Annotated in this window: 13 protein-coding genes and 1 pseudogene; 3 read left to right on the top strand and 11 right to left on the bottom strand. The window is 70.0% G+C overall.

The window, feature by feature from the left end; all coding sequences use genetic code 11:
- Positions 1 to 19 precede the first annotated feature (19 nt).
- The 10 genes and pseudogenes from ACIA03_RS07325 to ACIA03_RS07370 form a co-directional block, all read right to left on the bottom strand.
- Complete coding sequence (locus ACIA03_RS07325) at positions 20 to 2,992, bottom strand: bifunctional [glutamine synthetase] adenylyltransferase/[glutamine synthetase]-adenylyl-L-tyrosine phosphorylase (protein ID WP_396980734.1); 2,973 nt, start codon at positions 2,990 to 2,992, stop codon at positions 20 to 22.
- A 28-nt stretch (positions 2,993 to 3,020) separates the two neighbouring features.
- On the bottom strand, positions 3,021 to 3,797 hold the full coding sequence (locus tag ACIA03_RS07330; RefSeq protein WP_396980736.1) for a type 1 glutamine amidotransferase: 777 nt from the start codon (positions 3,795 to 3,797) through the stop codon (positions 3,021 to 3,023).
- Between the two features lie 112 nt (positions 3,798 to 3,909).
- The gene (glnA, locus tag ACIA03_RS07335) at positions 3,910 to 5,247 is read right to left on the bottom strand and encodes a type I glutamate--ammonia ligase (RefSeq protein ID WP_396980738.1); all 1,338 of its coding nucleotides are present in this window, start codon (positions 5,245 to 5,247) and stop codon (positions 3,910 to 3,912) included.
- A 61-nt stretch (positions 5,248 to 5,308) separates the two neighbouring features.
- A complete protein-coding gene (locus tag ACIA03_RS07340; protein ID WP_396980740.1) occupies positions 5,309 to 5,500 on the bottom strand; it encodes a hypothetical protein in 192 nt (63 codons plus the stop codon).
- Positions 5,501 to 5,511: 11 nt separating this feature from the next.
- Positions 5,512 to 6,261 (bottom strand): hypothetical protein, encoded by a 750-nt coding sequence (locus tag ACIA03_RS07345; protein ID WP_396980742.1) that lies wholly within the window; start codon positions 6,259 to 6,261, stop codon positions 5,512 to 5,514.
- Entirely contained in the window at positions 6,258 to 6,893 is a 636-nt protein-coding gene (locus ACIA03_RS07350; protein ID WP_396980744.1) for a SatD family protein, read from the bottom strand. The genes ACIA03_RS07345 and ACIA03_RS07350 overlap by 4 nt, the downstream gene beginning before the upstream one ends.
- Positions 6,894 to 6,983: 90 nt before the next feature.
- Entirely contained in the window at positions 6,984 to 9,008 is a 2,025-nt protein-coding gene (locus tag ACIA03_RS07355) for an NAD(+) synthase (RefSeq protein ID WP_396980746.1), read from the bottom strand.
- Positions 9,009 to 9,095: 87 nt separating this feature from the next.
- Positions 9,096 to 10,229, bottom strand: a complete 1,134-nt coding sequence (locus ACIA03_RS07360) for a GNAT family N-acetyltransferase (RefSeq protein ID WP_396980748.1) — start codon at positions 10,227 to 10,229, stop codon at positions 9,096 to 9,098.
- Positions 10,192 to 10,746 (bottom strand): annotated as a pseudogene (locus ACIA03_RS07365) (NAD-dependent epimerase/dehydratase family protein). Before ACIA03_RS07365 ends, ACIA03_RS07360 begins: the two are co-directional and overlap by 38 nt.
- 11 nt (positions 10,747 to 10,757) lie before the next feature.
- Complete coding sequence (locus ACIA03_RS07370) at positions 10,758 to 11,249, bottom strand: GNAT family N-acetyltransferase (protein WP_396980750.1); 492 nt, start codon at positions 11,247 to 11,249, stop codon at positions 10,758 to 10,760.
- A 54-nt stretch (positions 11,250 to 11,303) separates the two neighbouring features.
- Between ACIA03_RS07370 and ACIA03_RS07375 the strand changes: the two genes are divergently transcribed.
- Both ACIA03_RS07375 and panB read left to right on the top strand, forming a co-directional pair.
- Complete coding sequence (locus ACIA03_RS07375; protein ID WP_396980752.1) at positions 11,304 to 11,840, top strand: GNAT family N-acetyltransferase; 537 nt, start codon at positions 11,304 to 11,306, stop codon at positions 11,838 to 11,840.
- A gap of 95 nt (positions 11,841 to 11,935) precedes the next feature.
- Positions 11,936 to 12,808 (top strand): 3-methyl-2-oxobutanoate hydroxymethyltransferase, encoded by an 873-nt coding sequence (panB, locus tag ACIA03_RS07380; protein ID WP_396980754.1) that lies wholly within the window; start codon positions 11,936 to 11,938, stop codon positions 12,806 to 12,808.
- Positions 12,809 to 12,929: 121 nt separating this feature from the next.
- Here the strand turns inward: panB and ACIA03_RS07385 are convergent, their stop codons facing one another.
- The gene (locus ACIA03_RS07385) at positions 12,930 to 13,574 is read right to left on the bottom strand and encodes an ion channel (protein WP_396980756.1); all 645 of its coding nucleotides are present in this window, start codon (positions 13,572 to 13,574) and stop codon (positions 12,930 to 12,932) included.
- A gap of 43 nt (positions 13,575 to 13,617) precedes the next feature.
- Here ACIA03_RS07385 and ACIA03_RS07390 point away from each other — a divergent pair, with 43 nt between their 5' ends.
- Positions 13,618 to 14,832 carry a PQQ-dependent sugar dehydrogenase gene (locus tag ACIA03_RS07390; protein WP_396980758.1) on the top strand — a complete coding sequence of 405 codons (1,215 nt, stop codon included), beginning with the start codon at positions 13,618 to 13,620 and terminating at the stop codon, positions 14,830 to 14,832.
- Positions 14,833 to 14,836 lie beyond the last annotated feature (4 nt).

Genomic DNA, 14,836 nt, shown 5'->3' on the forward strand with positions numbered 1-14,836 from the left:
CCCCGCGATCCGCTCGAGGTCACTCCCAGAAGACGCGCTCGACCACGCCGTGGGCCAGGCGGGTCATCCGCAGGTAGTCGTTGACCAGCTCGTCGGTGGCGCCGTCCGGATAGCCGAGGATGGTCGCGACGGCGTGCAGCTCGACCGGTCCCGCGGGCAGCGAGTCCGCCGGACGGCCGCGCGCGAGCGTGACCGCGTTGCGGACGCGGCTCACCATCCGCCACGCCTCGATGAGCGTCTCGGCATCGTCGGCCTCGATCAGCGAGGCGTCGCGGGCGGCCCGCAGCGCCTCGACGGTGCGTGGAGTGCGCAGCCCGGGGACGGCGTACGCATGGCGCAGCTGCAGCAGCTGGACGGTCCACTCGATGTCGGCGAGCCCACCGCGGCCGAGCTTGAGATGGGTGTTGGGGTCGGCGCCGCGCGGGAGCCGCTCGTGGTCGACACGGCCCTTGATCCGGCGCACCTCGATGATGTCGTCCTCGCTCAGCCCGCCCTCGGGGTAGCGCAGCGGGTCGATCATCTCGGTGAACGCCTCGCGGACCCGCGGGTCGCCGACGACCGCGTCGGCGCGCAGCAGCGCCTGCGACTCCCAGATGCCGGACCACTTCGCGTAGTAGGAGGCGTACGCAGGCAGCGTCCGCACCAACGCGCCCTGCCGCCCCTCGGGGCGCAGGTCGGCATCCAGCTCGAGCGGCGGGTCGGCACCGGGCAGGGCGAGCAGGCGGCGGAGGTCGGCGATCACCTTGAGCGCGAACCGGGTCGCCTCGGCCGGGTCGGCGCCTTCGACGGGCTGATGGACGAAGAGCACATCGGCGTCGGAGGCGTAGGAGAGCTCGAACCCGCCGTAGCGGCCCATCGCGATGATGGCGATCCGGGTGGGCGGCTCCTCGATCTCGCGGCGGGCGACCTCCTCGGCCACGACCGTGCGCAGCGAGGCCTCCAAGGTGGCATCGGTCAGCCGGGAAAGGGCAGCACCGACGGTGTCGATCTCGGTCTCGCCGAGGAGCTCGGCGGCCGAGATCCGGAACAGCTCGCGCCGGCGGATCGCCCGGATGTGGCGTACGGCCTCCTCGGCGGAGGTGGTGGTGCGCCGGCGGGCGGCGCGGGCGACCATCTCGTCGGTCAGCGCCTCGGCCGAGAGCGGCGCGAGATCGTGGCCGAGCAGGCGCAACGCCTCGGGCTCACGCTCGAGCAGCGCCGTGGTGTAGCGCGAGGTGGACAGGATCGTGGCGAAGCGTTGCGCGACCAGGCCCTCGTCGCGCAGGGAGCGCAGATACCAGGGCGTGGCGCCGAGGGCGTCGGAGATCCGGCGGAACCCGAAGAGCCCGGCGTCGGGGTCGGCGCCCTCGGAGAGCCACTGCAGCATCACCGGGAGCAGCGCTCGCTGCAGTGCGGCACGCCGGGAGACGCCCGTGGTGAGCGCCTCCAGGTGCCGCAGCGCGGCCTTGGGGTCGGCGTAGCCCAGGGCGGTCAGCCGCGCCTCGGCGGCCTTCGCGGACAGATGGGCCTGACCTGACGGGATCCGGGCGACGGCGTCCAGGAGCGGGCGGTAGAAGAGCTTCTCGTGGAGGCGGCGCACCTCGATCCGCTGGTGTCCCCACTCCTTCTCCAGCCGCACCACCGGGTCGCGCAGGTAGCCGAGCGAGCGTGCCAGCCGGCGCAGTGCCTCCTCGTCGTCGGGGACGACGTGGGTGCGGCGGAGCCGGTAGAGCTGGAGCCGGTGCTCCATCCGGCGCAGGAACGCATACGCCTCGTGCATGGCCTCGCCGTCCTCGCGGCCGACGTAGCCGGCGCGGGTCAGCGCCGACAGCGCGGAGAGCGTGGTCGGCTGGCGGATCCCGGTGTCGGCGCGGCCGTGGACCAGCTGCAGCAGCTGCACGGCGAACTCCACGTCGCGCAGCCCGCCGGCGCCGAGCTTGAGCTCGCGGTCGGCCTGGTTGGACGGGATGTGGGCGATGACCCGGCGGCGCATCTTCTGGGTGTCGGCGACGAAGCCGTCACGCTCGGCGGCCTTCCACACGAACGGGTTGACGGCGTCGACGTAGGCCCGGCCGAGCTCGAGGTCACCCGCGGCCGGGCGCGCCTTGAGCAGCGCCTGGAACTCCCAGGTGCTCGCCCAGCGCTCGTAGTAGCCGACATGGCCGGTGATGGTGCGCGAGAGCGCACCCGCCTTGCCCTCGGGGCGTAGCGCGGCGTCGACCGGCCAGATGGTGCCCTCGCCGGTGTGGGCCGAGCAGACCTGGATCAGGTTGCTGGCGAGCCGGGTGGCGACCCGCAGCGAGACGTCGTCGCCGACCCCGTCGGCGGCGTGGTGGACGAAGATCACGTCGACGTCGGAGACGTAGTTGAGCTCGTGGCCACCGCACTTGCCCATCGCGATGACCGCCAGCCGGACCTTCTCGGCATCGGCGCCCACCCGCGCGCGGGCCACCGCCAGCGCGGCCTCGAGGGTCGCGCAGGCAAGATCGGAGAGCTCGGCGGCGACATCGTCGACCGGGAGCTGGTGGGCCAGGTCGCGGGCGGCGAGCCGGAGCAGCCAGCGGCGGTACTCCACCCGCAGCGCATCGACCGCCTCCGCGTCCGGGGCCGTGGCCACCGGGCTCGCATCAGCCGGGTCGGCGCCGACCGCCTCGAGCAGCGAGGCACGGAAGACGTACGCCGCGGGCCTGGTCGTGCCGAGGGTCGGGTCGGCCAGCTCCCGCCAATGAGCGGGATGGCGAGCGAGGTGGTCGGTCAGCGCCGGTGAGGCGCCGAGCACGGAGACCAGCCGCATCGCGGTGCCCTCGTCGCCGGCGAGCTCCTCGACGAAGCCGTCGCCCTGAGAGTCGGCGAGCACGACCAGACCGTCGAGCGCCGCGTCGGGGTCGGCGGCCTGACCGAGGATCGCCAACAGCTCCTGGGTGCCGTCACCGAGAGCTGCCAGATCCTCCAGGGCCGTGTCCGGGTCGTTGAAGCCGAGCCGGAGCAGCTCGCCCTTGCCTGGCAACGTCATGGCCCAGATTCTGTCACCCGGGTCGGTGTCAGGCGCTCCAGGGCCTAGGGGTCGGGACGACGTCGCCGCGGGCGCGGCCGGGAGCGACGGCGGCGACCCGCTCGCGGACCAGCCGCGCGAAACCGAAGGCCAGTGGCTGCCAGGTCTTGATGAGCTCGTTCTCGGCGAACGTTGCGGTCGCGATCACGTCCTCGACGCTGCGGCCGATCTGCTCGAGCTCGTCGACGGACTCGCGCGCCCAGACGGCCACCGCGGCGGCGTCGACCTCGGGGTGGAACTGCACGCCCCACACCGTCGGGGCGAACCGTGCCGCCTGCACCTGCCCGTCGATCGAGCTGGCCAGCTTGACCGTGCCCTCGGGCAGCTCGCCGACGACGTCACGGTGCCAGTGCAGGGCGCGATCGTCGCCCGCCAGCAGACGCATCAGCGGGTCGAAGAGCACCTCGGGCTCCCAGGTCACCTGGTGCACGCCCACGGTGAGACCGAACGGGCTGCGCTCCACGGAGCCCCCGAGAGCCATCGCCGCGAGCTGGTGACCCAGACAGATCCCGAGCGTCGGGATGCCGGCGCCGGCGGCCTGCGCGATCCGCTCGCGGGTGACCTTCAGCCAGGGGTGTTCGGCGTCGGAGTCGGCGTCCATCGAGCCGCCCATCACGAGCAGCCCCGAGTAGGAGGCGTCCAGCGACGAGAGCTGCGGGATCGGTTCGGCGTACGCCCGGCAGACGTCGACGCACATGCCCGCCTCAGCCAGCCAATGACCGAACAACGCCGGCGGAACTGTCTCCTCGTGCTGAATCACAAGCACTCGGGGAAGACTCAACGACATCACTCCCACTCTCCCGTTCGATCCAGTGTGGCAGCACCGGATCGGAAGTGTGGAATCGGGCTCGAGTTTCCTTGACAACCAGTTTGCCGGCTCAGATGACGGGCAGCATCCGGGAGCGCTCGTAAGCGGTCACCTGCTCGCGGTAGGCGGCCCACTCGGCACGCTTGTTGCGCAGGAAGAAGTCGAAGACGTGCTCCCCGAGGGTCTCGGCGAGCAGCTCGGAGTCCTCCGCCATCCCGATCGCCTCGTCGAGGTTCTCCGGCAGCGGCTCGATGCCGAGGCTCTTGCGCTCGCGCTCGGTCAGTGCCCACACGTCGTCCTCGGCCTCGCGCGGGAGCTCGTAGCCCTCCTCGATGCCCTTCATACCCGCCGCCAGGATCACGGCGAACGCCAGGTAGGGGTTGCAGGCGGCGTCGAGGCTCCGGACCTCGATGCGGGTCGACTGGCCCTTGAGCGGCTTGTACATCGGCACCCGGACCAGCGCCGAGCGGTTGTTGTGGCCCCAGGCGACGTGAGCCGGCGCCTCTCCCCCGCCGATCAGGCGCTTGTAGGAGTTGACCCACTGGTTGGTCACCGCGGTGATCTCGCCCGCGTGGCGGAGCACGCCGCCGATGAAGCTGCGGCCGGTCTTGGAGAGCTGGTATTCGGCGCCCGGCTCGTAGAAGGCGTTGGCGTCGCCCTCGAACAGGCTCAGGTGGGTGTGCATGCCCGAGCCCGGGTGGTCGGTGAAGGGCTTGGGCATGAAGCTCGCCCAGATGCCCTGGCTCAGCGCGACCTCGCGGATGACCGTACGGAAGGTCATGATGTTGTCGGCCGTGCTCAGCGCGTCGGCGTAGCGCAGGTCGATCTCGTTCTGGCCCGGCCCACCTTCGTGGTGGCTGTACTCGACGCTGATGCCCATGGCTTCGAGCATCGTGATCGCCTCACGCCGGAAGTCGGCGCCCATCGACTGAGCGGTGTGGTCGAAGTAGCCACTGGAGTCGACCGGGGTCGGCTCGCTGCCGTCACGTGGGTTGTCCTTGAAGAGGTAGAACTCGATCTCGGGGTGCGTGTAGAAGGTGAAGCCCTTCTCCGCGGCGTTGGACAGGGTGCGCTTGAGCACGTAGCGCGGGTCCGCGTAGGACGGGGACCCGTCGGGCATCACGATGTCGCAGAACATCCGGCCCGTGGACGGACCGTCCTGGCGCCACGGGAGGATCTGGAAGGTGCTCGGGTCCGGCAGCGCCAGCATGTCGGCCTCCGTCACCCGCGCGAATCCCTCGATCGCGCTGCCGTCGAATCCGATGCCCTCGGCGAAGGCGCTCTCCAGCTCGGCCGGCGCCACCGCGACCGACTTCAGATAACCGAGCACGTCGGTGAACCACAGCCGCACGAAACGTACGTCCCGCTCTTCGAGTGCCCGGAGCACGAAGTCCTGTTGCTTGCCCATGCGTGAACACTAACGGTCCGAGGTTACGGCCGAGACCCCCGTGCCGGGGTCAGTGTCGAGGTCAGTGTCGGGGACCTCTGAAGATCGAGATCACCAGCGCCACCCCGAACCCCGCCAGCGCCGCTCCGACGACCGACCAGGTGGTGCTCGTGCCGCCTCCGCCGAGATAGCCCATGCCGGTCATCGCCAGCGCTCCTCCGGCCAGAAGGAGCACCGCGGCCACCACGAGCCCAAGAGCCTTACCCACAGTCATGACACCGCAATCTAGGTGATGACCAGGGCGAGGGTCACCAGCGAGGTCATCCAGGAGACGAAGCTGCCGACCAAGAAGTATTCGGTCACGTCGTTGATGCTCGGACCCTCGCTCTCGTCACGGAACGACTGCAGCTCCGGCCACCGGACCAGGCTCTTGGCCGCGACCACCAGGCCGGCCGCGGCGAGGCTGCCGGTGAGACCGAGCCCGAAGATCGTCAGCCGCTCGAGCGGCCCCAGGATCCTGCCACCCTTGAGGTTGTTGCCGGCGACGCCGTCGAGCGGGTTGGCCACCTTGGCGACGTCGAGGACGAGCTGCACCACGACGTTGCCGGTCGAGACCTGGACCAGCAGGCCACCGAAGGCGAGCAGCACGGCCTCGGGTCGCGCCGCCTCGACCCAGGCCCAGGGCGCCTGCGCCGCCCAGGCGGCCACCGGGCCGCCGACCTCGCCGGCCACCGGAGCCAGCAGGATCCCGACGAAGATCGCCCCGCTCAACAGGGCCAGCGGGATCCCCGGACGGGGGTTCTTGTCCGAGCCCTGGGGCGAGTGGGCCAGGAAGCCCCACAGCACCGCGATCCCGGCGATGACGATCACCGCGGCGAGGTCGCCTCCGAACAGGGCCGAGAGCAGCCCGAAGGCGATCACGACCGCCGCACCGACCGCCTCAGGCACCCAGCGGATCCGCCGGAGCGGGTCGATGATCGCGTGGGCGAAGTCGACCGTCCCGACCCCGATCAGCAGCAGCGCTATCCAGCTCATCCGATGTCCCCCAACAGCTCGTCGGCGCGCACGATCACGGCGATGCCGTCGCGGCGGATGCGCTGGGAGACCGCCGAGGGGGTGATGTCGAGCTCGGCGGCGATGGCCTTCTGAGACATGCCGGAGAGCATGCCAGAAAGCACCGACACCGAGGACCGATCCAGGCGATGGAAGAGCTCGTCGCGCGCGACCAGCGCGGCGTTGATCGCGGCCGGATCCGGCCCACCCGCCTCCTCCGCGGGCTGATACCAGGTCCGTACGCTGCGCGAGGCCGCCTTGTTCTCGGCCTCCTCCGCCCTCTCGATCGCCGCCCGCGCCGACCACCACCCCGGCCCGTCCTCGACCCGGGGGTCGTCGCGGAGCACCCGGGTGGCACCCCAGCTGATGCCGTGGCGTACGCCGACCACGGGGTCGAGCGCGATCCGCAGCCGGAACGTGGCCTGGATCGCGGCACCGACGGTCTCGAAGGCGCCTTGGTACTCGTCTCCGACGGTGATCCGCAGCGGATCGACCGGGCGCCACTGCCGGTTGACCTCCTCGACGGCATCGGCGAACACCTCGTGGACCTTCGCGCGGTCGGACGTGGTGCGCGAGCCGACGAGGTCTCCGATCACCGTTGCCACGGTTTCCATATGAAGATCATACCTTCATTTTCGGCGACTGAAGGTATTTGCTTAATTCGACAGGGATGAAGCTATTGCCTTCACCCTCCGGGTGCGTCCCTACTCCACGGGAACCCGGGCCTCGATCTCGGCGAGCCAGGCTGCCGGCGACGCGTCCGAGGGCATCCGCCAGTCACCGCGCGGCGACATGGTGCCGCCGTTGGAGACCTTGGGACCGTTCGGCAGCGCCGAGCGCTTGAACTGGTTGGCGAAGAAGCGCTTCACGAAGACCTCGAGCCAGGCGCGGATCTCCTTCATCTCGTACGCCGTCCGCTTCTCCTCCGGGAACCCCGGCGGCCACTCGCCGGCCTCGACGTCGTGCCAGGCGTTCCAGGCCAGGAAGGCGATCTTCGAGGGCGTGAAGCCGTTGCGGACGGTGTGGAAGAGGGTGAAGTCCTGCAGGGCGTACGGCCCGATCTTCTGCTCCGTCGACTGCAGCTCCTCCCCCGGAACGAGCTCGGGCGAGATCTCCTGGTCGAGGATCTCCTGGAGCACTTCGTCGGCGGTGCCGTCGAACTGCTCGGTCGTGATCACCCAGCGGATCAGGTGCTGGATCAGGGTCTTCGGCACGCCGGCGTTGACGTTGTAGTGCGACATCTGGTCGCCGACGCCGTAGGTCGCCCAGCCGAGCGCGAGCTCGGAGAGGTCGCCGGTGCCGAGCACGATGCCGCCGCGCTGGTTGGCGATGCGGAACAGGAAGTCCGTGCGCAGCCCCGCCTGCACGTTCTCGAACGTCACGTCGTAGACCGGCTCGCCGTCGCCGGCCGGGTGGCCGATCTCCTTGAGCATCTGGGTCGCGGTGGGACGGATGTCGAGCGTCTCGTAGGTCGTCCCGAGCGCCTCCATCAGATGGATCGCGTTCGACTTGGTGTCGTCGGAGGTCGCGAACCCGGGCATCGTGAACGCCAGGATGTCGGAGGCCGGCCGGCCGAGCCGCTCCATCGCCTTGGCGGCGACGATCAGCGCATGGGTGGAGTCGAGGCCGCCGGAGACGCCGATGACGATCTTGGTGTCCGGGCCGATCGACTGGAGCCGCTTCTCGAGCCCGGAGACCTGGATGTTGTAGGCCTCGTAGCACTCCAGCGCGAGCTTCTCGGGGTCGTCGGGGACGAACGGGAATCGGTCGACCTTGCGGCGCAGACCGTCGCCGGTCAGCGGCGGAGCGAGCTCGAACTCGATCTCGGAGTGGAACGTCCCCTCGGCACGGCGGTTGTCGTCGAAGGTGCCCTGCCGGATCCGCTCGGCGCGGATCCGCTCCAGGTCGACGTCGACCACCGTGCGCCGCGGACCGTCCGGGAACCGCTCGGTCTCCCCCAGCAGCTCGCCGAGCTCGTACGCCATCGTCTGCCCGTCCCAGGACAGGTCGGTCGTCGACTCGCCCTGGCCGGCGGCGGTGTAGACGTAGGCGGCCAGGCACCGCGCGGAGGCCGACTGCACCAGCAGGCGGCGGGAGTCGGAGCGGCCGACCGTGATCGGGCTGGCGGAGAGGTTGAGCAGCACGGTCGCCCCGGCCAGCGCCGCCTTGGCGCTCGGCGGCACCGGGACCCACATGTCCTCGCAGATCTCGACGTGGAAGACGAGATCCTTGATGTCGGTGCAGCGGAAGAGCAGCTCGTTGCTGAGCGGCACCTCCTCGCCGCCGAGCATGATGGTGCCGTCGGCGCCGTCGCCGGTGCCGTACCACCTCTTCTCGTAGAACTCGCGGTAGGTCGGCAGGTAGGTCTTCGGCACCACGCCGAGCACCTCGCCGCCGTGGATCACGACAGCGGTGTTGAGCACCCGGTCGCCGTGGCGCAGCGGGGCGCCGACGACGATCACCGGCAGCAGCTCCTCGGAGGCCACCACGATCGCGCTGATCGCGGCGTGGACGGCGTCGAGGAGGGTGCGCTGAAGGACGAGGTCGTCGATCGAGTAGCCCGAGAGGCACAGCTCCGGGAACACCGCGACCGCCACCCCCTCCTGGCTGCACTCGCGGGCCTGCGCGATCACCTCGCGCGCGTTGGCCGCCGGGTCGGCGACCGAGATCGGGATGGTGCACGCCGCGACCCGCGCGAAGCCATGGGAGTAGGCGGAGTAGAAGTCCACGCCCCGAGTCTAGGTCCGACCGGCTGCCCGGCCACCGATGCCCGCCGTGACAACCTGATCGCCGTACGACCGGTCCGAGATCGCGCCTCAACCTCCGAGGTGCTCCGAACGCAGTCGGGACATGACGACTGCGTCGACGTAGCCGCCGTCGTACCGGAGTGCCTCGCGCTGGATACCCTCGACGCTGAACCCGACCTTCTCATACGTCCGCCTCGCCCTGGGGTTGAACGCGTAGACGCACAGCTCGATCCGGTTCAGCACCGTCGTATGGAAGGCGTGGTCGACGATCAGGCGCGTGGCTTCGGTGCCCAGGCCTCGGTCGCGGCCGGCGGGTCCGATGAGGATACGGAAGCTCGCCGAGCGGTTGCCCGTGTCGACCTCGTTGATGACCGCCTCGCCGACGACCGCCTCCGTCGCCTGGTCGACGATGACGAGATCGAGTCGATCCGGCTGCTGGTTGCGGGTCGCGTACCACTCACGCAGATGCTCGTCGGGAACGCCGGTCCCGGCCTCGCTCTCGTCTGCGCTGTGAACCGAGCCGGTCAGCCTCAGCACCTCGGGGTCGGCGAGGATCCGCGCCATCGTCTCGACATCGCCCTCGGCAAACGGCCGCAGGACGAGCGTGCTTCCGACGAGCGTGGGCTTCTCGGCAAACCAACCAGCGTCTGTCTCGTTCACGGCGTTGATCATCCACGGCAACGGCTCCGGTCGCATCCGGGATTCTGGAGCGGCGGTAGCGGCCTCAACCGGCACCAGATCTGCCGCGACACGCCCGAGTGTCGGCGTGTCGCGGCAGTCTCGAAGCAATCGGTGGCCGCTCGCGGCCAACAGCTCGAGGGCCTTGTCGGCGTTGGCGAAGGCGCCGACCGCGTCACCAGGGCGCGACGGGGCCTCGTCGGTCGGAATCGGACGCCCGACGACACGCTCGACGGCAGCGATCATCTCGCGGACGGTGACGCCGTCGCCGGCACCGATGTTGATGTACGTGCTGGTCTCACCGGTCGTCTCCAGGACCGAGTCGAATTTCTCGACCGCGCGTACGTGGGCCTTGGCCAGGTCCCAGACGTGCAGGTAGTCACGTACGCCCTTGCCGTCGCGGGTGGGGTGGTCGACTCCGGTGATGGTGAACGACTCGCGCTCACCGAGCGCGGCCTGCGCGAGGATCGGGACGACGTGGGTGGCGTCACGCAGGTGAGCCGGACTCCAGGTCCGGGTCGGCACCAATCGGGTTGAAGTAGCGCAGGATGATCGCGCGCAGGTCGCTGGCGGCAGCCATGTCCTCCAGGACCTGCTCCATCATCCGCTTCGTGCGTGCATAGGGAGAGGTCGGCGCGACCGGGTCGCCCTCGCGCACCTCCAGCTCCGGCTTCAGCGCATAGAGCGAGGCCATGGAGGAGAAGACCAGCCGAGTCTTGCCGAGCGAGGTCAGCTCGTCGAAGAGCTCGAGCGACTTGGCGACGTTGTCGCGGTGTTACTCATAGGGCAGCGCAACTGACTCTGGCACCACGATCCGCGCGGCCATATGGATCGTCGCGTCGATGTCGGGGTGCTCGTCGATGATCTTTCGCAGCAGTGCACGATCGGCGATGTCACCTTCATAGAAGATCCGCCCCTCGGCGTACTTCCGCGGGCCCACGAGCAGCGAGTCCAGGAGGACAGGCGTGTGGCCCGCCGACTCCAGCGCTTTCGCGGTGACCGAGCCGAGATAGCCGGCACCGCCGGTGATCAGGACCTTCATGGCGCGGGAGTCTATGGCCGTGCGTGAAAGGGACCCGCTGGCCGCTCCATCACGACCTCCTCCGGACCTCCGTCGACGGGACTGACGACCTTGCCGGTCTCGATGAAGCCGAGACGCTTGTACACGGCGTGGGCGCGGTCGTTGCCGAAGAGGTGGGTGAGGCGTACGGGCAGGTCGCCGGCTCGGGCGATCACCTCGGCCAGCAGCGCGCCGCCGGAGCCGGAGCCCTGGGCGTCGGGGAGGACGTAGAGCTTCCACAGCATCAGGTGGTCCTCGAACGGTGTGAAGGCGGCCATGCCGACCACTGCGTCGTCCTCGGCGACCAGGACCCTGCGGTTCTCGATCCCGGGAAGCACCGCCTCGGGAGCCCACCACTTGGCGATGCCCTCCTCGACGTACGCCTCGCCGGTGATCGGCGGGTAGGTCGCCCGCCACGTCGTCATCCCGACGTGGATCACCGCGTCGAGGTCGGCCGTCGTCGCCTCCCGCACTCGCACTCGCATGGGCGCGACGATAACCAGGAGCGCCGGGGATGTCGTTCGGTTTAACGTCGGACCGTGCTGATCCGACGTGAACGCCCCGAGGACGTGGCCGACATCCGTGCGGTCACCGCCGCCGCCTTCTCCAGCGTGGAGCACTCCGCCCCACCGGTCGAGCCCGACGGCGTGCCAGGGGAGGCGACGCTGGTGGGTTGGCTGCGCGAGGACCCGGGGTGGGTCCCGGAGCTCTCCCTGGTCGCCGAGGCGGACGGCGAGATCGTCGGCCATGTCGTGGCCACCCGCGGGGAGCTCGCCGGGCGACCTGCCCTCGGGATCGGGCCGGTGAGCGTCTCCCCCGCCCGGCAGCGCGACGGGATCGGCTCCGCCCTGATGCACGCCGTGCTCGGCGCCGCCGACGCGTTGGGCGAGCCGGTCGTGGTGCTGCTCGGCTCGCCGGCCTACTACGGCCGCTTCGGCTTCGTGCCCGCCTCCTCGCTCGGGATCGAGGCGCCCGATCCCGCGTGGGGTGACTACTTTCAGGCACGGCCGCTGGCGGCGTACGAACCAGGTCTTCGGGGCCCGTTCCGCTATGCCGCCCCGTTCGACCGGCTGTGATCACCACCACAGCGCGGACCGGTGCATCTGGACCTACGCTGGAGGTAGTCCGTGGACTCCATCAGGGAGCTGCGAGATGACACCAGAAAGGCTCGATGATGAGCACGAACCCCTCTGCCGAGGAGACCGCTCCTTACGGGACCGGAGCTGCCGGGAACGCCCCGGCCAAGCCCGTACGCAAGGTGCGCACGCATCATCTTCGCGAGATGAAGCAGCGTGGCGACAAGATCACGATGCTCACCTCCTACGACATGTACACCGCCCAGATCTTCGACGAGGCCGGGGTCGACCTGCTGCTCGTCGGTGACTCCGCCTCCAACAACGTCCTCGGCAACGAGACGTCGCTTCCGGTGACCGTGGACGAGCTGCTGCCCCTGACCCGCGCCGTCTCGCGCAGCGCGAAGCGGGCGATGGTCGTCGGCGACCTGCCCTTCGGCTCCTACCAGGCATCGCCCGAGCAGGGCTACCTGACCGCGGTGCGGTTCATGAAGGAGGGCGGCGCCCACTGCGTGAAGCTCGAGGGCGGCGCCGAGATGGCCCCGGTGATCAAGAAGCTGACCGAGGGTGGCATCCCGGTCATCGCCCACATCGGCTTCACCCCGCAGTCCGAGCACGTGCTCGGCGGCTACCGCGTCCAGGGCCGTGGCGAGGGCTCCGACCGGATCATCGACGACGCCAAGGCCGTCCAGGAGGCCGGCGCGTTCGCGGTCGTCATGGAGATGGTCCCCGGCGACGTCGCCGCGCAGATCACCAAGGAGCTCGACATCCCCACGATCGGCATCGGCGCCGGCCCCGACTGCGACGGCCAGGTGCTGGTCTGGCAGGACGCCTTCGGCATGCGCGGCGGCAAGATGGCCCGCTTCGTGAAGCAGTACGCCGACGTGAAGTCGGTCCTCGCCGAGGGCACCGAGGCCTACATCTCCGACGTCAAGGGCTCCACCTTCCCGGGTCCCGAGCACACCTTCTGACCGCTGATCCTTCGTCAAGGTATGCAGGTCGAGGCACACATCCCGTGCGGAGTTCCGCGAGGGATGTGTGCCTTCGGCTGCATACCCTTCGACAGGCTCAGGACATCGTCTTGACGAAGGCTCAGCGGCCGCCCGGACGGGCGAGGCCGACCAGGCGGGCGACCACGAGAGCGACGTAGAAGACGCCGGCGACCTGCTCGACCATGACGACCGAGCGGGCGTGGGGTTGGACGGGGACGATGTCGGAGAGGCCGAGCGAGGTCAGGGTCGTGAAGGAGAGATAGAGGAGCTCGAACCAGGAGCGCTGGGTGTCGAACGAGTCCGGCCAGATCACCTGCACGGCCGCGAACAGATAGGCGAAGGCCCAGGCGACGACGGTGAACGCGGCGCCGGTGGCGTAGAGCTCGTCGCGGGTCACTACGTCGTCGTGGAAGAGGTAGCGGATCATCGCGTAGGAGACGAACAGGTAGAACGGCACGTGGAAGAGCGCCGAGACCAGCACGACCCAGCCCTCGTTCGGCGCGACCGCCTCCCAGACCGCGAAGATCGTCGCCGGCGCACCGAACAGGATCGCCACCCAGGACAGCGCCGGGGTCAGGCGTACGGCCGCGACGGCGACGACCAGCAGCAACAACTGGAGCACGCCGATGCCGGCGCGGCCGGCGGTCGAGCCGTCGAGGAACGGGTAGGCCAGGACGGCGACCAGCTGTCCGACGAGCAGCACGGCCGAGGGATGCTCCCGCATCGTGGTGAAGGCGTTCGTCACAACCGCCCACCCTAGGGCCCAGTGGGCCAGTAGCGTCGACACCATGCGCGCAGCCATCGCCCTCGCCTCCGTGGTCACTCTCGGGCTCTCGACCGCCGCGTGCGCCGGAGATCCCTCTCCGGCGACGACCCCACCGCCGCTGAACCCGTCCGGTTCCGCGAGCGCTCCCCCGAGCACCTCGTCCACTCCCTCGGCGGTCCTGCCCACCTCCGACCGGGTGCCCGACCTCGACGTCGAGGTGGTCAACGACGAGCTCGACCACCCCTGGGACGTCGCCGACATCGGCGAGGACCGGCTCCTGGTCACCGAGCGCGAGCGGGCGGTGCTGTCGCTGATCGACGGCGGCGAGCGGCGGGAGATCCCGCTCGAGGACAACGACATCTGGGTCTCCGGCGAGACCGGTCTGATGGGTCTCGAGATCGACCCGGACTTCGCCGACAACCGGCGGATCTACACCTGCCAGGGGTGGAACGGAGGTGAGGACGTACGTGTCATCTCCTGGACCCTCGACGCCGGACTGACCCGGGCCACCCGGGAGCGAACCCTGATCGACGGCTTCCCCACGACCTCGGGGAGGCACGGTGGCTGCCGGCTGCTGGTCACCTCCGACGGTGCGTTGTGGGTCGGCACCGGCGACGCCGCGAACGAGGAGAACCCACGCAACCTCGACTCCCTGGGCGGCAAGACGCTGCGGCTCGACCCGGAGACCGGCGAGCCGTGGCCGGGCAACCCGTGGGCGGGTGACGAAGGACCCCGACGATTCATCACGAGCTTCGGACATCGCAACGTGCAGGGGCTGGCGCAGCGCGCCGACGGCACGATCTGGTCGGTCGAGCACGGCCCCGACCGCGACGACGAGGTCAACGAGATCACGCTGGGCGGCGACTACGGCTGGAACCCGGGCGCCGGCTACGACGAGTCGGTGCCGATGACCGACCAGGACCTGCCCGGGAAGCAGATCGAGGCGGCGTGGAGCTCCGGCAACCCGACCGTCGCCACCGGCGGCGGCACCTTCATCCCGGTCCAGGACCGGTGGGGCGCCTACGGTGGGGCGCTCGCGGTCGCCGTGCTCAAGGACCAGGAGCTGCTGATCCTCTCCTTCGACGAGTCCGGGAAGCTCACCGAGGAACGAGCGCCCGAGGTCATGCGCGACTACGGGCGACTGCGTACGGTCTCGTTGGCCGCCGACGGGGACCTCCTCGTCACCACCGACAACGGTGACGGCGAGGACGTCCTGCTCCGGGTCACCCCGCGCTGAGGGT

It is taken from the genome of Nocardioides sp. NPDC051685, assembly GCF_044453405.1.
Classification (GTDB): Bacteria; Actinomycetota; Actinomycetes; order Propionibacteriales; family Nocardioidaceae; genus Nocardioides.